The organism is Streptomyces sp. NPDC026500, from assembly GCF_055567635.1.
Genome location: NZ_JBVHQB010000045.1, coordinates 6,972 through 29,418, shown reverse-complemented (window position 1 = coordinate 29,418; position 22,447 = coordinate 6,972). Strand labels below are relative to the sequence as shown.

At 74.4% G+C, this 22,447-nt stretch carries 1 protein-coding gene; it reads right to left on the bottom strand.

The window, feature by feature from the left end; genetic code table 11:
• Positions 1–55 precede the first annotated feature (55 nt).
• The gene (locus tag ACZ4N5_RS41295; protein WP_467762114.1) at positions 56–22,438 is read right to left on the bottom strand and encodes an SDR family NAD(P)-dependent oxidoreductase; all 22,383 of its coding nucleotides are present in this window, start codon (positions 22,436–22,438) and stop codon (positions 56–58) included.
• Positions 22,439–22,447 lie beyond the last annotated feature (9 nt).

Here is a 22,447-nt window from a genome sequence, read left to right as displayed (position 1 = left end):
TGGTGGGGCGAAGCTGCGGGCGGTCGCCTCGGGAGATCCCGAACCCCTCGTCGTGTCAGGAGATCCCGAACTCCTTGCCGATGAAGTCGAAGAGGTCGTCGTCGGTGGCCGACTCCAGCGTCACGGGCACGTCGTCGCCCGCCTCCTCGACCGGTCCGTCGGCTTCGTTCCAAGCGGCCAGCAAGACCTGGAGCCGCTCGGCGATGCGGCCGCGGCCCGCCTCGTCCGGGGTGGCCGCGACGAGCACCTTCTCCAGCCGGTCCAGCTCGGCGAGCAGCGGGGGGACCGCCGCGGCGCCGTCCTGCCAGATCTCCTCGCGCAGGAACTCCACGAGCGCGGCCGGGGTCGGGTAGTCGAAGACCAGCGTGGCGGGCAGCCGTACGCCGGTCGCCGAGGCGAGCAGGTTGCGCAGCTCGACGGCGGTCAGCGAGTCGAAGCCCAGCTCGCGGAACGAGCGGTCCGTCTCCACCGCCTCCGGCCCGGCGTACCCGAGCACGGCGGCCACGTGGGTGCAGGCCAGTTCCAGCAGGGCCTCGTCCCGGGCGGCCGGGGACAGTCCGGCCAGACGCTCACGCAGCGCGTTCCCGCCGTCGGCGGCGGACTCGGCCGTCTGCGCGGCACGCCGGACCGGGGTCCGGACCAGGCCGCCGAGCAGCGGCGGCACCATGCCACCGGCCGCCACCTGGGCCCGCAGCGCGGCCAGGTCGAGCTTCACCGGCACCAGCAGCGCCTGCGTGGAGGCCGTCGCGATGTCGAAGAGCGCCAGACCCTCGGCCGCGTCCAGCGCGGAGACCCCGCCCCGGCCCAGCCGTTCCCGGTCGCTCTCGCCGAGGTCACCGGTCATCGCGGACTCCGCGGCCCACAGACCCCAGGCCAGCGACGTCGCCGCCAGACCCCGCGCCCTGCGGTGCTGAGCCAGAGCGTCCAGGAACACGTTGCCCGCCGCGTAGTTCGCCTGACCCGCACCACCGAAGACTCCGGCGGCCGACGAGAACACCACGAACAGGTCCAGGTTCCCCGTGAGTTCGTGCAGGTGCCAGGCCGCGTCCACCTTCGGACGCAGGACCCTGGAAACCCGCTCGGCGGTCAGCGAACCGATCACGCCGTCGTCCAGCACACCGGCCGTGTGGACCACACCCGAAACCGGATGCTCCGCCAACAGCGCCGCCAGCGCCGCACGGTCGGCCACATCACACGCGGCCCAAACGACCTCCGCACCCAACTCGGTCAGCTGGCCCGTCAGTTCGGCCGCACCAGGGGCCTCCGCGCCTCGACGCGAGACCAACAACAGCTTCCGCACACCGCGTTCCGACACCAAATGCCGCGCGAACAGGCCACCCAGCGCGCCACTCGCACCCGTCACCAGGACCGTGCCCGCCGACGTCACGGGCTCCGCGTCGGCAAAGGTCGCCCGCACCAGCTTCGGCACCCGTACGGTGCCACCGCGGATCGCGAACTCCTGCTCGCCCTCGGCCAGTGCGGCCGGGAGGGCACGGAAGGAGGCGTCGGTGCCGTCGGTGTCGGCCAGGACCAGGCGGCCCGGGTTCTCGGACTGCGCCGAGCGCACCAGGCCCCACACAGCGGAGTGGACCAGGTCGGACACGTCCTCGCCCGGCACCGCCGAGACGGCACCCCGGGTCAGGAAAACCAGCCGGGAGCCGGCGAACCGCTCGTCCGACAGCCACTCCTGCACCAGGGCCAAGGCCCGGGCGGTGGCGGAGTGGACCGCGGCCGGGACGTCGGCGACCTCCTCCACGACCAGCGGCAAACAGACCAACTCCGGTACAGAAGAGCCGGATTCGGCGACCGTCACCAGGTCGGCCCGTACCTCGTGGCGTACGCCCACGGCCGCGAGGCCGGTGTGCTCCGCGCTGTCCGCCGCGAGCAGGGCCCAGGGACGCTGCCCGGTGGTGGGGACGGGGGCGAGAGACAGCGCGGTCCAGTCGACGGCGTAGATCGAGTCCTGTCGTCCGCCGCGCGCGGCGCCGATCTGCTCGGACGACACCGTCCGCAGGACCAGCGAGCCCACGGAGGCCACCGGGGCGCCGGTGGTGTCGGCGATTTCCAGCGACACCGCGTCGCGACCGGCAGGGGCCAGCCGCACTCGTACCGCCGAGGCGCCCGTCGCATGCAGGGCCACGTCGCTCCAGGCGAACGGCAGCCGGCCGCCCTCGGAGCCGTCGATCAGGCCACCGAGGCCGGCCGCGTGCAGCGTGGCGTCCAGCAGGGCCGGGTGCAGTCGATACGCGTCGGCCGTCGACGCGGTCTCCTCGTCCAGCGCCACCTCTGCGAGGACCGCGTCGCCGTCCAGCCAGGCCGCGCGGAGACCCTGGAAGGCCGGTCCGTACGCGAAACCGGCGTCGGCCATGCCCTCGTACAGCCCGTCCACCTCGATCGGCTCGGCGCCGGCCGGGGGCCAGGCGGCGAGGTCGAAGGAAGCAGCCGGCGCGGCGACGGCGAGCACACCGGCGGCGTGCCGCGTCCACGGCTCGTCGGCCTGGGCGTCCTCGTCGCGGGAGTACAGCGACAGTTGGCGACGGCCGGAGCCGTCCGCGTCGCCGACCGAGAGCCGCAGCTGGACGCCGCCGCGTTCGGGCAGCACCAGCGGGGCCTCCAGGGTCAGTTCCTCCAGCGCCCCGCAGCCGACCTGTTCGCCGGCGCGCAGCGCCAGCTCCACGAAGGCCGTGCCGGGCAGCAGCACCGCGCCCATGACGGCGTGGTCCGCGAGCCAGGGCTGGGTTGCCGCCGAAAGGCGTCCGGTGAACACGAACCCGTCGGAGTCCGGGAGTTCGACCGCCGCGCCCAGCAGCGGATGGTCCGTCACGCCGAGCCCGAAGTCCGTCGCGTCGCCCGTACCGGGTTGCACAGCGGCCGAGTTGAGCCAGTACCAGTCGCGCTGGAAGGCGTACGTGGGCAGTTCGACCTGGCGCGCCCGGGTGGGCTCGAAGTACACCTCCCAGTCGACGCGCGCGCCGTGGGCGTGGGCGTGGGCCAGGGTTGCGGTCAGGGTCTCCGCCTCGGGCCGGCCGGAACGGAGCGCGGGGGCGAAGGTGCCGCCCTCGACGCAGTCCTGGGCCATGGCGGACAGGACGCCGTCGGGGCCGAGTTCGAGGTATGTGGTCACCCCGGCGGCTTCGAGGGTGCGGATACCGTCGCTGAAGCGGACGGCCTCACGGACGTGACGGACCCAGAAGTCGGGGTCGGTCATGTCGTCCGTGACCACCGTGCCGGTCAGGTTGGAGACGACCGGGATACGCGGGCTCTCGTAGGTCAGGCCCTCGGCGACCTTACGGAAGTCGGCGAGCATGCCGTCCATGTGCGGCGAGTGGAACGCGTGACTGACCGCCAACCGCTTGGACCTGCGGTCCTTGAACGATCCGGCGATCCTCTCCGCCTCATCCGCGTCACCCGCGATCACCACCGACCGGGGCCCGTTGATCGCCGCGATGCTCACCCGCTCGCTCAGGAGCGGCGCGACCTCCGCCTCGGTCGCCTCCAGCGCGACCATCACCCCGCCCTCGGGCAGGGCCTGCATCAACCGACCACGAGCGGACACCAGCGTGCACGCGTCGTCCAGAGACAGCACTCCCGCCACATGCGCGGCGGCGATCTCACCGATCGAATGACCGACGACGAAGTCCGGCTTCACACCCCACGACTCGAACAGCCGGAACAACGCCACCTCGACGGCGAACAACGCAGGCTGCGCGAACTCCGTACGATTCAACAGCTCCGCATCGTCCCCGAACAGCACATCCTTCAGCGGGAGTTCGAGGTCCATCCGACTCGCCACCGCATCCAGCGCCGCCGCGAACACCGGCTGGGACGCATACAACTCACGCCCCATACCCAGCCGCTGACTGCCCTGCCCGGTGAACAGGAAGGCGAGCCTGCCCGTTCCGCCGCCGCTGCCGCGTACGACACCGCTCGCCCGCTCGGCCACCTCGACGGCCGCCAGACCGCGTACCAGTTCGTCGCGATCACCGGCCACGACCACCGCGCGGTGGTCGAACGTCGCGCGGTGCGCCGCCAGCGAGTAGGCGATGTCGGCGGCGGACTGCTCCGGCCGCTCCTCCAGATGCGTCCGCAGCCGGGCGGCCTGGGCACACAGCGCCTCCGGCGACCTCGCCGACAGCACGTACGGCAGCGGGTCCGCGGTGGCCTCGGGGCCGCGAAGCACAGTGGGCTCCGCCGGGGGCTCCTCGATGATCGTGTGGGCGTTGGTGCCACTGATGCCGAAGGAGGAGACGCCCGCGCGGCGCGGGCGGCCGGTCTCCGGCCAGGCCACGGCCTCGGTGAGCAGCGAGACGGCGCCGGTCTCCCAGTCCACGTGCGGCGTGGGCTCGTCCACGTGCAGCGTCCTCGGCAGTACCCCGTGCCGCATGGCCATGAGCATCTTGATGATGCCCGCGACACCGGCGGCGGCCTGGGTGTGACCCATGTTCGACTTGATCGAGCCGAGCCACAGCGGCTCCTGCGTTTCGCGGTCCCGGCCGTAGGTGGCCAGCAGGGCCTGCGCCTCGATCGGGTCGCCCAGCGTGGTGCCGGTGCCGTGTGCCTCGACCGCGTCGACCTCGGAGGCGGTCAGGCCGGCGTTCGCCAACGCGGCCCGGATGACCCGCTGTTGGGACGGACCGTTGGGAGCGGTCAGACCGTTGGACGCACCGTCCTGGTTGATCGCCGAACCCCGCACCACCGCGAGGACGGGGTGGCCGTTGCGGCGGGCGTCGGACAACCGCTCCACCAGGAGCATGCCCGCGCCCTCGGCCCAACTGGTGCCGTCGGCCGCCGCCGCGAAGGACTTGATGCGCCCGTCGGCCGCCAGGCCCCGCTGCCGGCTGAACTCGGTGAAGGTGCCCGGGGTGGACATGACCGTCACACCGCCGGCCAGCGCCATCTCGCACTCGCCGTTCTGCAGCGCCTGGATCGCCCAGTGCAGTGCCACCAGCGACGAGGAGCACGCCGTGTCGACCGTGACGGCCGGGCCCTCCAGACCGAAGGCGTACGAGACGCGGCCGGAGGCGATGCTGCCGGAGTTGCCGGTGCCGAGATAGCCCTCGACTCCGTCCGGGACGGCCGTGATCCGGGTCGCGTAGTCGTGGTACATGATGCCCGCGAAGACGCCCGTGCGGCTTCCGCGCACCGAGGCCGGGTCGATTCCCGCGCGCTCGAACGCCTCCCAGGTGGTCTCCAGCAGCAGCCGCTGCTGCGGGTCCATCGCCAGCGCCTCGCGCGGCGAGATCCCGAAGAACGCCGGATCGAAGCGGCCGGCGTCGTGCAGGAAGCCGCCGGATCGGGTGTAGCTGGTGCCCTTCCCGTCCGGGTCCGGGTCGTACAGCGCGTCCAGGTCCCAGCCGCGGCCCTGCGGGAACTCGGAGATGGCGTCCACGCCGCCCAGCACCACACGCCACAGGTCCTCGGGCGACTCCACGCCGCCCGGGTAGCGGCAGGCCATGCCGACGATCGCGATCGGATCGTCGGCGAGCGGCCGTGCGGCGAGCGCCGGAGCCGTCTCGACCTCTACGGTGTCCAGGCCGAGCACGTCGGTGAGCAGGTACGCGGCGAGGGCGTTCGGTGTCGGGTGGTCGAAGACCAGTGTGGCCGGGAGGCGTTCGCCGGTCGCCGCGCCGAGCCGGTTGCGCAGCTCGACGGAGGTCAGCGAGTCGAAGCCCAGCTCCTTGAAGGCCCGGTCGGCCGGCACCTCGTCGTTGGAGGCGTGGCCGAGCACGCCCGCCACCTCGGTGCGGACCAGCTCCAGCAGCGCGGTGTCCCGTGCCTCGGCGTCCAGCCCGGCCAGTCGGGTGCGCAGCACGGACCCGTCGCCCGCACCGCCCGCTCCGGCGGCGCGCCGCACCGGCACGCGGACCAGTCCGCGCAGCAGGTCGGGCAGCATTCCGGTACGGGCCTGGGCACGCAGCGCCCCCAGGTCCAGCGGCAGCGGGACGAGCAGCGCGTCGCCCGTGCGGCCGGCCGCGTCGAAGAGGGCGAGGCCGGTCCGGGCGTCGAGCGAGCCGATGCCGCTGCGGTTGACCCGGTCGCGGTCGGCGGCCGACAGGTCGCCTCCCATGCCGTCCACTCCGGTCCACAGGCCCCAGGCCAGCGAGGTCGCCGGCAGACCCTGCGCCCTGCGGTGCTGGGCGAGAGCGTCCAGGAAGACATTGCCCGCCGCGTAGTTCGCCTGACCCGCACCACCGAAGACTCCGGCGGCCGAGGAGAACACCACGAACAGATCCAGATTCCCGGCCAGTTCGTGCAGGTGCCAGGCCGCATCCACCTTCGGACGCAGGACCCTGGAAACCCGCTCGGCGGTGAGCGAGCCCACTGTGCCGTCATCCAGCACACCAGCCGTGTGGACCACACCCGAAACCGGATGCTCCGCCAACAGCGCGCCCAGCGCCGCACGGTCGGCCACATCACACGCGGCCCACACGACCTCCGCACCCAACTCGGTCAGCTGGGACGTCAGTTCGGCCGCACCAAGGGCCTCCGCACCTCGACGCGAGACCAACAACAGCTTCCGCACACCGCGTTCCGACACCAAATGCCGCGCGAACAGGCCACCCAGCGCACCACTCGCACCCGTCACCAGGACCGTGCCCGCCGGCTCGAACGTCGGCACGGTTCGCTCGGTGGCACGCGCCAGGCGCGGTACGAGGAGCGCGCCGTCGCGCACGGCGAGCTGCGGCTCACCGGTGGCCAGTGCCTGGCCCAGCAGGTCGGGGGCGTCCGCGTCGATCAGGCCGAAGCGGCCGGGGTTCTCGGACTGCGCCGAACGCACCAGGCCCCACATCGGGGCGTGGACCAGGTCGGGCACGTCCTCGCCCGGCACCGCGGCGACGGCACCCCGGGTCAGGAAGACCAGGCGCGAGTCGGCGAACCGCTCGTCGGACACCCACTCCTGGACCAGGTCCAGCGTCCACTCGGCGATCTCGTGGACCGCGCCCGGCACGTCACCGACGAGCGGGCCGCCGCAGGGAACCACCAGCGCCGGGGGCACTTCGGCGCCTTCGACCACGGCCGCGCCCAGCGAAGCCAGGTCCGCGAACGCCTGCGAGCCCGCGCCGAGCATCACCCAGTCTTCCAGGGCGTCGTCGGCGGGCAGCCGCGTCCACTCCACCCGGAACAGGGCGTCCCGAGTGACGTCCTCGGCGCCGGCCGGCTGGTCGGGGTCGACGGCGCGCAGCGCGAGCCCCGCGACCGAGGCGACCGGCTCGCCGGTGGCGTCGGCGACGGTCAGCGCGACCTCACCGCCGCGACCGGTGGTGAGGCGCACCCGCAGCTCGGCGGCGCCCACGGCGTGCAGGGACACACCCGACCAGGCGAACGGGAGACGGCCCTCGCCGTCCCCGCCGCCCACGGCCAGGGCGTGCAGCGCCGCGTCCAGCAGCGCGGGGTGCAGGCCGAAGCGGTGCGCCTCGTCCCGCGCCACGTCGGGGAGCGCCACCTCGGCGAAGACCTCGTCGCCCTTGCGCCAGACGGCCCGTAGGCCCTGGAAGACCGGGCCGTACCCGAAGCCGGACGCGGCCAGGCCTTCGTACAGCCCGTCGACCTCGACACGCTGGGCGCCGGCCGGCGGCCACGCGGTCAGGCCCTGCGGGGGCTGTCCGGTGCCGGTGGTCAGTGTGCCGGTGGTGAGCGTGCCGGTGGCGTGCCGGGTCCACGGCCGCTCGGTGTCGGCGCCCTCGGTCCGCGAGTGGAACGCGACGCCGCGCCTGCCCCGCGCGTCGGCCGCGCCGAGCGAGAGGCGCAGTTGCACGCCGCCCTGCTCGGGCAGGACGAGCGGGACCTCCAGCGTCAGATCCTCCACCAGGTCGCATCCCACCCGGTCGCCGGCGCTCAGCGCCAGCTCCACGAAGGCCGTGCCGGGCAGCAGCACCGCGCCCGCGACGGCGTGATCCGCCAGCCAGGGATGGGTGGTCAGGGACAGCCGCGCGGTGAACATGTGGCCGTCGGAGTCCGGCAGTTCGATCGCCGCGCCCAGCAGCGGGTGGTCCGTCGCCCCGAGACCGGCCGAGGCGACATCGCCCTGGGAGCGCCCCGCGTCCAGCCAGTACGCCGAGCGCTGGAAGGGGTACGTGGGCAGGTCCACGTGGCGGCCGTCGGCACCCGCGAAGAGAGGCGACCAGTCGAGGGTCGCGCCGTTGACGTGCGCGAGGGCGAGGGCCGTGACGGCGGTCTCGGCCTCGTCGCGTCCGGCGCGCAGGACGGGGGCGAGGGCGGCGTCGGCGTTCTGGACGCAGTCCTGGGCCATGGCGGACAGGACGCCGTCGGGGCCGAGTTCGAGGTACGTGCTCACCCCCGCGGCTTCCAGGGCTCGGATGCCGTCGGCGAAACGGACCGCCTCACGAACATGACGCACCCAGAACTCCGGCCGCGTCAGCTCCTCCGAAGCGAGAGCACCGCTCACATTCGAGATCACCGATATCTTCGGCAGCTCGTACGTCAGGCTCTCCGCGACCTCGCGGAAGTCGTCCAGCATGCCGTCCATGTGCGGCGAATGGAAAGCGTGACTGACGGTCAGCCGCTTGGACTTGCGGTCGCCGAACGATCCGGCGACCCTCTCGACCTCCTCCGCATCACCGGCGATGACGACGGACCGCGGCCCGTTGATCGCCGCGATGCTCACCCGCTCGTTCAGAAGCGGCGTGACCTCATCCTCGGTCGCCTGGAGCGCGATCATCACGCCGCCCTCCGGCAGCGCCTGCATCAGCCGACCACGGGCCGACACGAGCTTGCAGGCGTCCTCCAGCGAGAACACCCCGGCCACATGCGCGGCGGCGATCTCACCGATCGAGTGCCCGGACACGAAGTCCGGCTTCACACCCCACGACTCGAACAGCCGGAACAACGCCACCTCGACGGCGAACAACGCAGGCTGAGCGAACTCCGTACGGTTCAACAGCTCGGCGCCCTCGCCGAACAGCACGTCCTTCAGTGGGAGTTCGAGGTCCATCCGGCTCGCCACAGCGTCCAGCGCCGCCGCGAACACCGGCTGGGACGCGTACAACTCACGCCCCATACCCAGCCGCTGGCTCCCCTGCCCCGTGAACAGGAAGGCGAGCCTGCCACCGACGGCGGAGCCGCTGACGACACCCGCGACGGTGCGCCCCTCGGCGAGGGCGGCGAGGCCGGTCCGATAGCCGTCGGCGTCACGCGCCACGACCGCGGCACGGTGGTCGAAGAGCGCGCGGGTGGTGAGGAGCGCGTGGCCGGTGTCGGCGAGCCGCGGCGCCGGGTGGGCGTCGAGGTTGGCGAGAAGCTGGACGGCCCGGGCACGCAGGGCCTCGGGAGTGCGGGCGGACAGGGACCAGGGCAGCGCGGCGGGCGCGTCCCCCTCATAGCCCTCGACTGTGGACGCGGCCCCCGACCGCTTCTCGGCCGCGGACACGGTTCCCGACCGGTCCTCGGACGCGGGCGTGGCTTCCGGCCTCCGCTCATGGGCGGTCGCGGTCTCCGGCGCCATCTCGATGATGGCGTGGGCGTTGGTGCCGCTCATGCCGAACGAGGAGACGCCGGCGCGGCGCGGGCGGCCGGTCTCGGGCCAGGCGCGCTGCTCGGTGAGGAGTTCGACGGCGCCGGCGGACCAGTCGACGTGCGGGGACGGCTCGTCCACGTGCAGCGTCTTGGGCAGGATGCCGTGGCGCATCGCCTGGACCATCTTGATGATGCCCGCGACACCGGCGGCGGCCTGCGTGTGGCCGAAGTTGGACTTGATGGAACCGAGCCACAGCGGCCGGTCCTCCGGCCGGTCCTGGCCGTAGGTGGCGAGCAGGGCCTGCGCCTCGATCGGGTCGCCGAGCCGCGTGCCCGTGCCGTGCGCCTCGACGGCGTCGACGTCGGCGGTGGTCAGGCCCGCGTTGGCGAGGGCCTGGCGGATGACGCGCTGTTGCGAGGGACCGTTCGGGGCGGTCAGACCGTTGGAGGCGCCGTCCTGGTTGACGGCGGTGCCCCGGACCACGGCGAGGACCTGGTGGCCGTTGCGGCGCGCGTCGGACAGCCGCTCGACGAGCAGCATGCCCGCGCCCTCGCCCCAGGCGGTGCCGTCGGCGGCCGCCGCGAAGGGCTTGCAGCGGCCGTCGGCGGCCAGGCCCCGCTGCCTGCTGAACTCGGTGAAGACGTCCGGGGTGGTGATGATCGTGACGCCACCGGCCAGGGCGAGCGTGCACTCGCCGTTGCGCAGCGCCTGGGCGGCCAGGTGCAGCGCGACCAGGGAGGAGGAGCAGGCGGTGTCGACGGTGACGGCCGGGCCCTCGAAGCCGAAGGTGTAGGAGACACGGCCGGAGGCGATGCTGCTGGAGCCGCCGGTGCCGAGGTAGCCCTCGACGCCTTCGGGGACGGTGTTCAGCCGGGAGACGTAGTCGTTGTGCATCTGGCCGACGAAGACGCCGACCTGTCCGCCGCGCAGCCCCGTCGGGTCGATGCCGGCGCGCTCGAACGCCTCCCAGGACGTCTCCAGCAGCAGGCGCTGCTGCGGGTCCATCGCGAGGGCCTCGCGCGGGTTGATGCCGAAGAAGGCGGGGTCGAAGCGGTGGGCGTCGTAGAAGAAACCGCCCTCCCTGGCGTACGAGGTGCCGGGGCTGTCCGGGTCGGGGTCGTAGAGGGACTCGATGTCCCAGCCGCGGTCCTCGGGCAGCCGGTCGATGCCGTCGCGCCCCTCGGCGAGCAGCTCCCACAGGTCCTCGGGGGCGCGTACGTCGCCGGGGAAGCGGCAGGCCATGGCGACGATGGCGATGGGGTCGTCGGCGTCGGCGGTCGTGGCGGCGGCCCTGGGGACTGCCGTCGCGGCCTCGGAACCGAGGAGTTCGTCCAGCAGGTAGCCGGCGAGGGCGTTGGGCGTGGGGTAGTCGAAGACGAGCGTGGCGGGCAGCCGGATGCCGGCGCCGGCGCCGAGGCGGTTGCGGAACTCCACGGCGGTCAGCGAGTCGAAGCCCAGGTCCTTGAAGGCGCGGGCGGGTTCGACGGCGTCGGGCGTGGCGTGGCCGAGGACGGCGGCGACCTGGCCGCGTACGAGGTCGAGCAGGAGCGGGGTGCGCTCGTCCTCGGGGAGCCGGACGAGCCGCTCCACGAGCGAGGTCCCGGTCGCGCCGGCGGCGGCCTCCGCGACGCGCCGGGCGGGGGCCCGGACCAGGCCGCGCAGCAGGGCGGGGACCATGCTCGCGTCGGCATGGCGCAGCGAGGCGGTGTCGAGTCGCATGGGCACCAGGAGGGCGTCGCCGGTGGTGTGCGCGGCGTCGAGCAGGGCAAGGCCCTCCTCGGAGGACAGGCCGAGCACGCCGGAGCGCGTCATGCGGTCCTTGTCGGCGGTGTCGAGCTCGCCGGTCATGCCGCTGGTCTCGGCCCACAGGCCCCACGCGAGTGACGTGCCGGCGAGGCCGTGGGCCTGCCGGTGCCGGGCGAGGGCGTCGAGGAAGCCGTTGGCGGCGGCGTAGTTGGCCTGGCCCGCGCCACCGAAGGTGCCGGCGGCGGAGGAGAAGAGCACGAAGTCGGCCAGGTCCAGGTGGCGGGTCAGCTCGTGCAGGTGCAGGGCGGCGTCGGCCTTGGGCCGGAGCACGGTGTCCAGCCGTTCGGGCGTGAGGGCCCCCACGACGCCGTCGTCGAGGACGCCGGCGGTGTGCACGACCGCGGTGAGCGGGTGGGCGTCGGGCAGCTCGGTCAGGAGCGCGGCGACCGCGTCGCGGTCGGCGACGTCGCAGGCGGCGACGGTGACGGAGGCGCCCAACTCCTCGAGTTCGGAGACGAGTTCACGTGCCCCTGCCGCTTCGGGGCCGCGCCGGCTGGTGAGGACCAGGTGGCGGGCGCCGCGGGCGGTGACGGCGTGCCGGGCGACGAGTGCGCCCAGGGTGCCGGTGCCGCCGGTGATCAGGACGGTGCCCTCGGGGTCCCAGGCGGCCGGCAGGGTCAGCACGATCTTGCCGACGTGGCGGGCCTGGCTGAGGTGGCGGAAGGCTTCGGGGGCCTGCCGCAGGTCCCAGGCGGAGACCGGGATCGGGCGCAGCGCGCCGGAGCGGAAGAGGGCGAGGAGCTCGGCGAGCATCTCCTGGATGCGGTCGAGCCCGGCCTCGGTGAGGTCGAACGCCTGGTACGTGACGCCGGGGTGGGCGGCGGCGACGTCCCGCGGATCGCGCACGTCGGTCTTGCCCATCTCCACGAACCGGCCGCCGCGCGGCAGCAGGCGCAGCGAGGCGTCCACGAATTCCCGGGCGAGGGAGTCCAGTACGACGTCCACGCCGCGGCCGTCGGTGGCGTCGCGGAAGGTGCCCTCGAAGTCGAGGGTGCGCGAGGAGGCGATCCGGTCGTCGGCGAGGCCGAGGCCGCGCAGGGTGTCCCACTTGCCGGGGCTCGCGGTCGCGAAGACGTCGGCGCCCCAGTGGCGGGCGAGCTGGACGGCGGCCATGCCGACGCCGCCGGCGGCGGCGTGCACCAGCAGGGACTCGCCGGACCGCAGCCCGGCCAGGTCGTGCAGGGCGTAGTAGGCCGTCATGAAGACGATCGGGACGGCGGCGGCCTCGGTGAACGTCCAGCCCTCGGGCATCGGGGCGATCATGCGGCGGTCGACCACGGTGAGCGGTCCGAACGCGCCGGGGAGCATGCCCATGACGCGGTCGCCAGGGACGAGGTCGGTGACGCCGGGGCCGGTCTCCAGGACCACGCCCGCGCCCTCGCTCCCCATCAGGCCCGGGTCGCCCGGGTACATGCCCAGGGCGTTGAGCACGTCGCGGAAGTTGAGACCCGCCGCGCGCACGGCGACCCTGACCTGCCCGGGCTCCAGAGGTGCCTCGACGGTCGGGTCGGCGACCAGGGTGAGGTTGTCGAGGGTGCCCTTGTCCTCGATGTCCATGCGCCAGGCGAGGCTGTCCGCCGGCGGGGTGAGCCGGCTGCCGGCGGGCACCCGGGCCAGACGCGGGGCGTGTACGGTGCCGCGGCGCAGCGCGAGTTGGGGTTCGCCGGTGGCGAGGGCCGCGTCGAGGGCGTCGGCGGAGGCCGTGTCGCCGTCGAGGTCGATCAGGACGAACCGGTCGGGGTTCTCGGACTGGGCGGTGCGCACCAGGCCCCACACCGGGGCGTGGACCAGGTCGGCCACGTCCCAGTCGCTCCGGGTGGCGACGGCGCCACGGGTGACGAACACCAGGCGGGCGGCGGCGAAACGGTCGTCGGCGAGCCACGCCTGGACAAGGGCGAGGGCCCGGTGGGTGGCGCGGTGGACGCCCTCGGCGAGGACGTCGGCGTGCCCCGGAGGCTGCCGGTCGAGGTGGACCAGCACATGGCCGGGCACCTCGGGGCCGACCGCGGCGTGCAGCGCGTCCAGGTCGACGGCCCCCGCGTCGGAGATGTCCAGCACAGGGTGCGCCGACCGCTCGGCCGGAGCGTCCTCGGCAGGGGCGACGACGGGCACGGTGGCCCAGTCGACGCGGTACAGCGACTCGTGGTGTGCGGTGCGGGCGCTGCCGAGCTGGTCGGCGGAGACCGGGCGCACCATGAGGCCGGAGACGGTGGCGACGGGCGCGCCGGTGGGGTCGGCGAGCTGGAGAGAGAGGGTGTTCTCCCCGTCGGGCGTCAGGCGCACCCGCAGGGCGGTGGCGCCGACGGCGTGCAGGCCGACGCCGCGCCAGGAGAAGGGCAGTCGGCCCTGCCGGGTGCCGCCGTCGGGGGCGGGCTGGACGAACGTGGCGTGCAGGGCGGCGTCGAACAGCGCGGGGTGCAGGCCGAAGCGGGCGGCCTCGGCGCGGGTCTGCTCGGGCAGGGCGACCTCGGCGTAGACGTCCTCGCCGTGCAGCCAGGCGGCGCGCAGGCCCTGGAAGACCGGGCCGTAGGCGAAGCCGCCCTGGGCGAGGTGCTCGTAGAGTCCGTCGACGCCGACGGCTTCGGCGCCGGGCGGGGGCCAGGCGGCGAGGTCGAAGGCGGGCGCGGGGGCGCCGGGTGCGAGGATGCCGCTCGCGTGCCGGGTCCAGGGCTCGTCGGCGGGTGCCTCGGGGTCGCTGGAGTACAGGTCGAGGGTGCGCCGGCCGCGCTCGTCGGCGGCGCCGACGACGATCTGGATGCGTACGGCGGCGTGCTCGGCGATGACCAGCGGCGCTTCGAGGGTGAGTTCCTCCAGCAGGTCGCAGCCGGCCTGGTCGCCGGCGCGCAGCGCCAGCTCCACGAAGGCGGTGCCGGGCAGCAGCACGGTGCCCATGACGGCGTGGTCGGCGAGCCAGGGATGGCTGTCCAGGGAGAGCCGGCCGGTGAAGAGGTACCCGTCGCCGTCGGCGAGGGTCACGGCGGCGCCGAGCAGCGGGTGGTGGGCGGCGCCCAGACCGGCGGACTCGACGTCGCCGATGTGTCCTGCGGGGGCCTCCAGCCAGAACCGTTCGCGCTGGAAGGCGTAGGTGGGCAGGGCGGCCCGGCGGGCGCCGGTGCCGGTGAAGTACGCGTCCCAGTCGACGGGCACACCGCGGGTGTGCAGGGTGGCGAGGGCGGTGGTCAGGGTCTCGCGCTCGGCGCGGTCGCGGCGTAGCGCGGTGACGAGGACGGCCCCGGAGTCGGCGAGCACCTCGCGGCCCAGGCCGGTGAGCACGCCCTGCGGGCCGAGTTCGAGGTACGTGGTGACGCCGGCGGCTTCGAGGGCGCGGACGCCGTCGGCGAAGCGGACCGCCTCGCGGACGTGCTGGACCCAGAAGTCGGGTTGTGTGAGCTCCTCCGAAGCGAGGGCACCGCTCACGTTCGAGATCACCGGTATCTTCGGCGGCTCGTAAGTCAGCCCCTGCGCCACGGCGCGGAAGTCGTCGAGCATGGCGTCCATCAGCGGCGAGTGGAAGGCGTGGCTGACGGTGAGGCGCTTGGTGCGCCGGCCGCGCTGCTCGAACTCGGCGGCGATCTTCAGGACGAGGGTCTCCTCGCCGGAGACGACGACGCTGTCGGCGGTGTTGACGGCGGCGATGCCGATGCGGTCCTCGTGACCGGCGAGCAGCGGCAGCACCTCCTCCTCGGTGACGGCCAGCGAGATCATGGCGCCGCCCTCGGGGAGGGCCTGCATGAGCCGGCCGCGCGCGGCGACGAGGGTCGCGGCGTCGGCGAGGTCCAGGACGCCCGCGATGTGCGCGGCGGTGATCTCGCCGATGGAGTGGCCGGTGACGAAGTCGGGCCGGACGCCCCAGGACTCCACCAGCCGGAACAGCGCGGTCTCCAGCGCGAACAGGGCGGGCTGGGTGTATTCCGTACGGTCGAGGAGGTCCGCGAGGTCGCCGTCGGTGGCGAACAGCACGTCCGCCAGGGGCTGTTCGAGGTGCGGGGCGAACGCGGCGCACACGGCGTCGAGGGCGCGGGCGAACTCCGGCTGGGCGGCGTACAGTTCGCGGCCGGCGCCGAGGCGCTGGCTGCCCTGTCCGCTGAAGAGCACCGCGAGACGACCGTCGCCCGGCGGGTGCTGCACCAGTCCGCCGTTCGGCCGCTCCTCCGCCAAGTCGCCCAGGGCGGTGAGGAGTTCCGCACGGTCGCCGACGACGACGACGGCGCGCCGGTCGAGGGCACTGCGGGTGGTGGCCAGGGACAGGGCGAGGTCGGCCGGGGCCGTGCCGGCGTGCTCCGGCCCGGTCAGGTGCTCGGCGAGCGTGGCGGCCTGGGCGCGCAGCGCGGCCGGGGTGCGCCCGGAGAGCACGTACGGCAGCGGTGTTCCCGCGGGGAGGGTGACCTCGGGGGCGGGGGCGGGCTCGTCGGCCGGCGGCTGCTCGATGATGACGTGCGCGTTGGTGCCGCTGACGCCGAAGGAGGAGATGCCGGCGCGGCGCGGGCGGCCGGTCTCGGGCCAGGCCGCGGCCTCGGTCAGCAGGGAGACGGCGCCGGCCTGCCAGTCGACGTGCCGGGAGGGTTCGGCGATGTGCAGCGACGGCGGCAGGACGCCGTGGCGCATGGCCTCGACCATCTTGATGAGGCCCGCGGCGCCGGCGGCGGCCTGAGTGTGGCCGAGGTTGGACTTGATGGAGCCCAGCAGCAGCGGACGCCCGTCGGGCCTGCCCTGGCCGTAGGTGGCGAGCAGCGCCTGCGCCTCGATGGGGTCGCCGAGGGTGGTGCCGGTGCCGTGCGCCTCGACGGCGTCGACGTCGGCGGTGGTCAGGCCCGCGTCGGCGAGGGCCTGACGGATGACGCGCTGCTGGGACGGACCGTTCGGGGCGGTGAGGCCGTTGGAGGCGCCGTCCTGGTTGACGGCGGTGCCCCGCACCACGGCCAGGACCGGGTGGCCGTTGCGGCGGGCGTCGGAGAGACGCTCGACGAGGATCATGCCGGCGCCCTCGGCCCAGCCGGTGCCGTCGGCGTCGTCGGAGAAGGACTTGCAGCGGCCGTCGGTGGACAGCCCGCGCTGCCGGCTGAAGTCGATGAAGGTGTCCGGGGTTGACATCACGGTCACACCACCGGCCAGCGCCATGTCGCACTCGCGGTTGCGCAGCGCCTGCGCGGCCAGGTGCAGAGCGACGAGCGAGGAGGAGCAGGCCGTGTCGACGGTGACGGCCGGCCCTTCCAGGCCGAAGGTGTACGAGACGCGGCCGGAGGCGACACTACCGGCGGTGCCAGTGCCCAGGTAGCCCTCCAGGCCCTCGGGCACGGCGGGCAGCCGGGTCAGGTAGTCGTGGTACATCACACCGGCGAAGACTCCGGTGCGGCTGCCGCGCATCGACGAGGGGGCGATGCCGGCGCGTTCGAAGGTCTCCCAGGACGTCTCCAGCAGCAGGCGCTGGTGGGGGTCCATGGCGAGGGCCTCGCGCGGGTTGATGCCGAACAGGTCGGCGTCGAAGTCGGCGGCGTCGTGCAGGAAGCCGCCCTCGCGGGTGGAGGAGGTGCCGGCCCGCTCGGGGTCGTCGCTGTAGAGGGCGTCGAGGTTCCAGCCGCGGTCGGTGGGGAAGGGCGAGACGGCGTCGCCGGAGTCGGCCACCAGGCGCCACAGTCCCTCGGGGCTGGTGACCCCGCCGGGGTAGCGGCAGGCCATGGCGACGATGGCGATGGGCTCGTCGCCGAGCGCGCCGGCGACCACGTTCGCCGGCGCGGTGTCGGCGGCGTCGCCGACGAGTTCGGCGCGCAGGAACGCGGCGAGCGCGGTCGGCGTCGGGTAGTCGAAGACGAGGGTGGCGGGCAGCCGGACGCCGGTGGCGGAGCCGAGGCGGTTGCGCAGTTCGACGGCGGTCAGCGAGTCGAAGCCGAGCTCCTTGAAGGCGCGGGCCGGGTCGACGGCCTCCGGGCCGGGGTAGCCCAGGACGGCGGCGACCTGGACGCGCACGGTGTCCAGCAGCAGCCGGTCCCGCTCGGCGGGCGCCAGGGGAAGCAGGCGGTCGGCGAGACCCCCGGCCGGCACGTCGCCGGGAGTGCGGGCGGCACGCCGGGCGGGGGTGCGGACCAGGCCGCGCAGCAGCGCCGGGACCGCGTCGGAGTCGGCGTGACGCAGCGAGGCCAGGTCCAGGTGCATGGGCACGGCGGTCGGGTCGCCCACGGCGCGGGCGGTGTCCATCAGTGCCAGGCCCTGCTCGGAGGAGAGCGCGGCCACACCGGCGCGGTTGATGCGCTCCAGGTCGGCGTCGCCGAGCTCACCGGTCATGCCGCTGCGCTCGGCCCACAGACCCCAGGCGAGGGAGGTGGCGGGCAGGCCCGCGGCGTGCCGGTGCTGGGCGAGGGCGTCGAGGAAGACGTTGGCGGCGGCGTAGTTGGCCTGGCCCGGTCCGCCGAGGGTGCCGGCGGCTGCCGAGAACAGCACGAACGCCGCGAGGTCCAGCTCACGGGTCAGCTCGTGCAGGTGCACGGCGGCGTCCGCCTTGGGCCGCAGCACGGTGTCGATCCGCTCGGGGGTGAGGGATTCGAGGATGCCGTCGTCCAGGACGCCCGCGGTGTGCACGACCGCGGTCAGCGGGTGCTCTGCGGGAACGGCGTCCAGCAGCGCCGCGAGCGCGGCGCGGTCCGCGGTGTCGCAGGCGGCGAGCGTGACGCGGGCACCGGCCCGCTCCAGTTCGGCGACGAGGTCGGCGGCGCCGGGAGCGTCGGGGCCGCGCCGGCTGGTCAGCAGCAGGTGGCGTACGCCGTGTTCGGTGACCAGGTGGCGGGCGACGAGCGCGCCGAGGGTGCCGGTGGCGCCGCTGACCAGGGCGGTGCCCTCGGGGTCGAGGGCCGGGGCCTGCTGGTCGGGGAGGGCGGCGACGCGGGACAGGCGCGGTACCAGGGTGCGCCCCTCGCGCAGCGCCAGTTGGGGCTCGTCGGTGGCGAGGGCGGCGGGCAGGGCGCGCAGGGACTCGGCGCGCCCGTCCAGGTCGACCAGGCGGAAGCGGTCCGGGTGCTCGGACTGGGCGGAGCGCAGCAGGCCCCACAGGGGGGCGTGGGCCGGGTCGGCCAGGTCGGAGCCGGCCGCGGTGGCGACCGCGCCGCGGGTGACGAACACCAGGCGGGAGTCGGCGAACCGGTCGTCGGCGAGCCACGCCTGTGCCAGCTCCAGCGCGCGGTGCAGGGCCTCGCGCACGGCGTCCGGCAGGGCGGCGTCGACACCGGCCGGGCCCTCGGGCGCGGCGACGAAGGGGACGAGGACGGCCTCGGGGACGGGACCGCCGGCCGCGAGGGCGGCACCGAGGGCGGCCAGGTCGGTGTGGGCGGCGGCGGTGGGCAGGGCGGTGGCCAGCTCGCCGTCGGCGCCGCCCAGCAGCGCCCACTGGCCTGCGGCGACGGTGGTCGCTGCGGGCACGGGCGCGGCGCTCCACTCGACGCGGAAGAGCGCCTCGTGGAAGGCGCTGCGGGCGGCGTGCACCTGGTCGGGCGAGACGGGGCGCAGCAGCAGGGCGTCGACGGCGGCGACGGGCGCGCCGGTCTCGTCGGCGAGGCTCACCGCGACGGTGTCGGTGCCGGCCGGGGTGAGCCGGACCCGCAGCGCGCGGGCGCCGACCGCGTGCAGGGAGACGCCGCTCCAGGAGAAGGGCAGCCGGCCGTGCTCGGTCTCGGTGAGCAGCGAGCCCATACCGACGGCGTGCAGGGCGGCGTCCAGCAGCGCCGGGTGCAGCCCGAACAGGGTGGCCTCGGAGTGCGCCTGCTGGGGCAGCCGGACCTCGGCGAAGACCTCTCCGCGGCGCTCCCAGGCGGCGGTCAGGCCCTGGAAGACGGGTCCGTAGGCGAAGCCGTTGGCCGTGAGGTAGTCGTACAGGCCCGTGACGTCGACCTCGGTGGCGCCCTGCGGCGGCCAGCTGGTCAGCTCCGGGTCGGCGACGGCGGTACGGGCGGCGGGGGTGAGCCGGCCGGTGGCGTGCCGGGTCCAGGTGCCCTCGCCCCAGCTGTCGTCGGCGGCGTCCTCCGGCCGCGAGTGCAGGGTCAGCACGCGGTCGCCGTGCTCGTCGGGTGCGCCGACGGCGAGCTGGATCTGCACCCCGCCGTGCGGGGGCAGCACCAGCGGCGCCTCCAGGGTGAGCTCGTCGAGCACGGCGCAGCCGACGTGGGTGCCGGCCTGGAGGGCGAGCTCGACGAAGGCGGTGCCGGGCAGCAGCACGGTGTCCATCACCGTGTGGTCGCCGATCCAGGGGTGGGTGGCCAGCGAGAGCCGGCCGGTGAAGAGGTGGCCGTCGCCGTCGGCGAGTGCGATGGCCGCGCCCAGCAGCGGGTGGTCGGCGGAGCCGATGCCGACGGCGGTGACGTCGCCGGCCCAACCGGTGGGCTGCTCCGGCCAGTACAGCTCGCGCTGGAAGGCGTAGGTGGGCAGCTCCACGCGCCGCCCGCCGCGCCCGGTGAAGACGGCGCCCCAGTCGACACGGGTGCCGTGGGCGTGGGCGACGGCGACGGCGGAGGCCAGGGCGACCGGCTCGGGGCGGTCGGCGCGCAGCACCGGCGCGAAGACGGCGTCGGGCTCGTTGACGCTCTCCTGGGCGAGGGCGGTGAGCACCCCGCCGGGGCCCACCTCGACGAAGGTGGTGACGCCCTGGTCGGCCAGGCGCCGCACGCCGTCGTGGAAACGGACGGTCTCGCGCACATGGCGCACCCAGTAGTCGGCGGAGCCGATCTCCTCGGCGGTGACGGAGGCGCCGGTCAGATTGGACACCAGCGGCACGACGGGAGCCGCGTACGCGACGGTCTCCGCGACCTCGCGGAAGGCGTCGAGCATGCCGTCCATCAGCGGCGAGTGGAAGGCGTGGCTGACGGTGAGGCGCTTGGTGCGCCGGCCGCGCTCGCGCAGGACGTCCGCGACGGCCTCGGCGGCGTCCGAGTCGCCGGAGACGACCACGGAGCGCGGGCCGTTGACGGCGGCGATGCCGAGGAGGCCGGGGTGGTCGGCGAGGAGCGGGGCGACCTCGTCCCAGGTCGCCTCGACGGCGATCATGGCGCCACCCTGGGGCAGCGCCTGCATGAGCCGGCCGCGCGCGGCGACCAGTCGGGCCGCGTCGGCGAGGGTGAGCACGCCCGCGACGTGGGCGGCGGCCAGCTCGCCGATGGAGTGACCGACGAGGAAGTCGGGTGTCAGGCCCCACTCTTCGAGCTGGCGGTACAGGGCGACCTCGACGGCGAACAGCGCCGCCTGGGTGTACGCGGTGCGGTCGATCAGGGCGGCCGCGTCGCTGCCCTCGGCCGCGAACAGCACGTCGTACAGCGGGCGTTCGAGGTGCGGGTCGAGCGCGTCGCGCACTTCGTCCAGGGCGCGGGCGAAGCCGGGATGGGTCGCGTACAGCTCGCGGCCCATGCCGGCGCGCTGGCTGCCCTGTCCGGGGAAGAGGAACGCGGTCTTGCCCTCGGTGGTGGCGCCGACGACGGTGTCCGCGCCGGGCTCGCCGGCCGCCAGCGAGGCCAGGTCGGCCAGGAGCCGCTCGCGGTCGGCGGAGAACAGCACGGCCCGGCGATCGAGCGAGGACCGGCTGGTCGCCAGCGAGAGCCCGAGGTCGGTCAGGCCGGCGGGGTCGGCGGCGAGAGAGGGGTGGTCGCGCAGGTGGGCGGCTAGCCGCTCGGCCTGGGCGCGCAGGGCCGTGTCCGTCTGGCCCGACACCAGGAGCGGCACCGGGCCGGTGGCACCGGCGACGGCGTCGTCGCCACCGGACGTGTCGGCCGAGCCGTCGGCCGGCTCCGGCTCCGCCGGCTCGGGGGCCTGCTCGACGATGGTGTGGGCGTTGGTTCCGCTGACGCCGAAGGAGGAGATGCCCGCGCGTCGTGGCTGGCCGGTCTCCGGCCAGGCCACGGCATCGGTGAGCAGTCGCACGTCGCCCGCGGACCAGTCCACGTTCTCCGACGGGCGGTCGATGTGCAGCGACTCGGGCAGGACCCCGTGCCGGATGGCCTGCACCATCTTGATGATGCCGGCGACACCGGCGGCGGCCTGGGTGTGGCCGATGTTGGACTTGACGGAGCCCAGCCACAGCGGCCGGCCCTCGGGCCGGTTCTGCCCGTACGTGGCGAGGATGGCCTGCGCCTCGATGGGGTCGCCGAGGGTGGTGCCGGTGCCGTGCGCCTCGACCACGTCCACCTGCGCCGGGGTGAGACCGGCGTTGGTGAGGGCCTGGCGGATGACGCGCTGCTGGGACGGGCCGTTGGGCGCGGTCAGACCGTTGGAGGCGCCGTCCTGGTTGATGGCCGAGCCGCGCACGATCGCCAGGACCGGGTGACCGTTGCGCCGGGCGTCGGAGAGCCGCTCCACGAGCAGCATGCCGACGCCCTCACCCCAGCCGGTGCCGTCGGCGCCGTCCGCGAACGGCTTGCAGCGGCCGTCGGGCGCGAGCCCGCGCTGCCGGCTGAACTGCACGAAGGCGCGCGGGCTGGACATGACGGTGACACCGCCGGCGAGCGCCATGGTGCACTCGCCGTTGCGCAGCGCCTGCACCGCCAGGTGCAGCGCCACCAGCGACGCCGAGCACGCCGTGTCGACGGTGACCGCCGGGCCCTCCAGACCGAAGGTGTACGACAGCCGGCCCGAGACGACGCTGGCGGCGTTGCCGGTCAGGAGGTAGCCCTCCACGCCCTTGGGGACCTCGCGCAGCAGCTCGGGGTAGTCCTGGCCGTTGGTGCCGATGAAGACACCCGCCTTGCTGCCGCGCAGTGTGGCCGGGTCGATCCCGGCCCGTTCGAAGGTCTCCCAGGAGCTCTCCAGGAGCAGGCGCTGCTGCGGGTCCATGCCGAGGGTCTCGCGCGGGGAGATCCCGAAGAACGCGGCGTCGAACTCGCCGACCCCGTCCAGGAATCCGCCCTCACGGGTGTACGACGTGCCCTGCTGGTCGGGGTCGGCGTCGTACAGCGACTCGATGTCCCAACCGCGGTCGGTGGGGAAGTCGGTGATCGCGTCCCGTCCCTCGGACACCATGGTCCACAGGTCCTCCGGCGACTGGACGCCGCCGGGGAACCTGCACGCCATGCCGACGATCGCGATCGGCTCCGGCTCCTTGGCCTCGACCTCGCGCAGGCGCTGCCGCGTCTGATGCAGATCGGCGGTCACCCGCTTCAGATAACCGAGGATCTTGTCCTGCTCTGCCATTGGAACCTC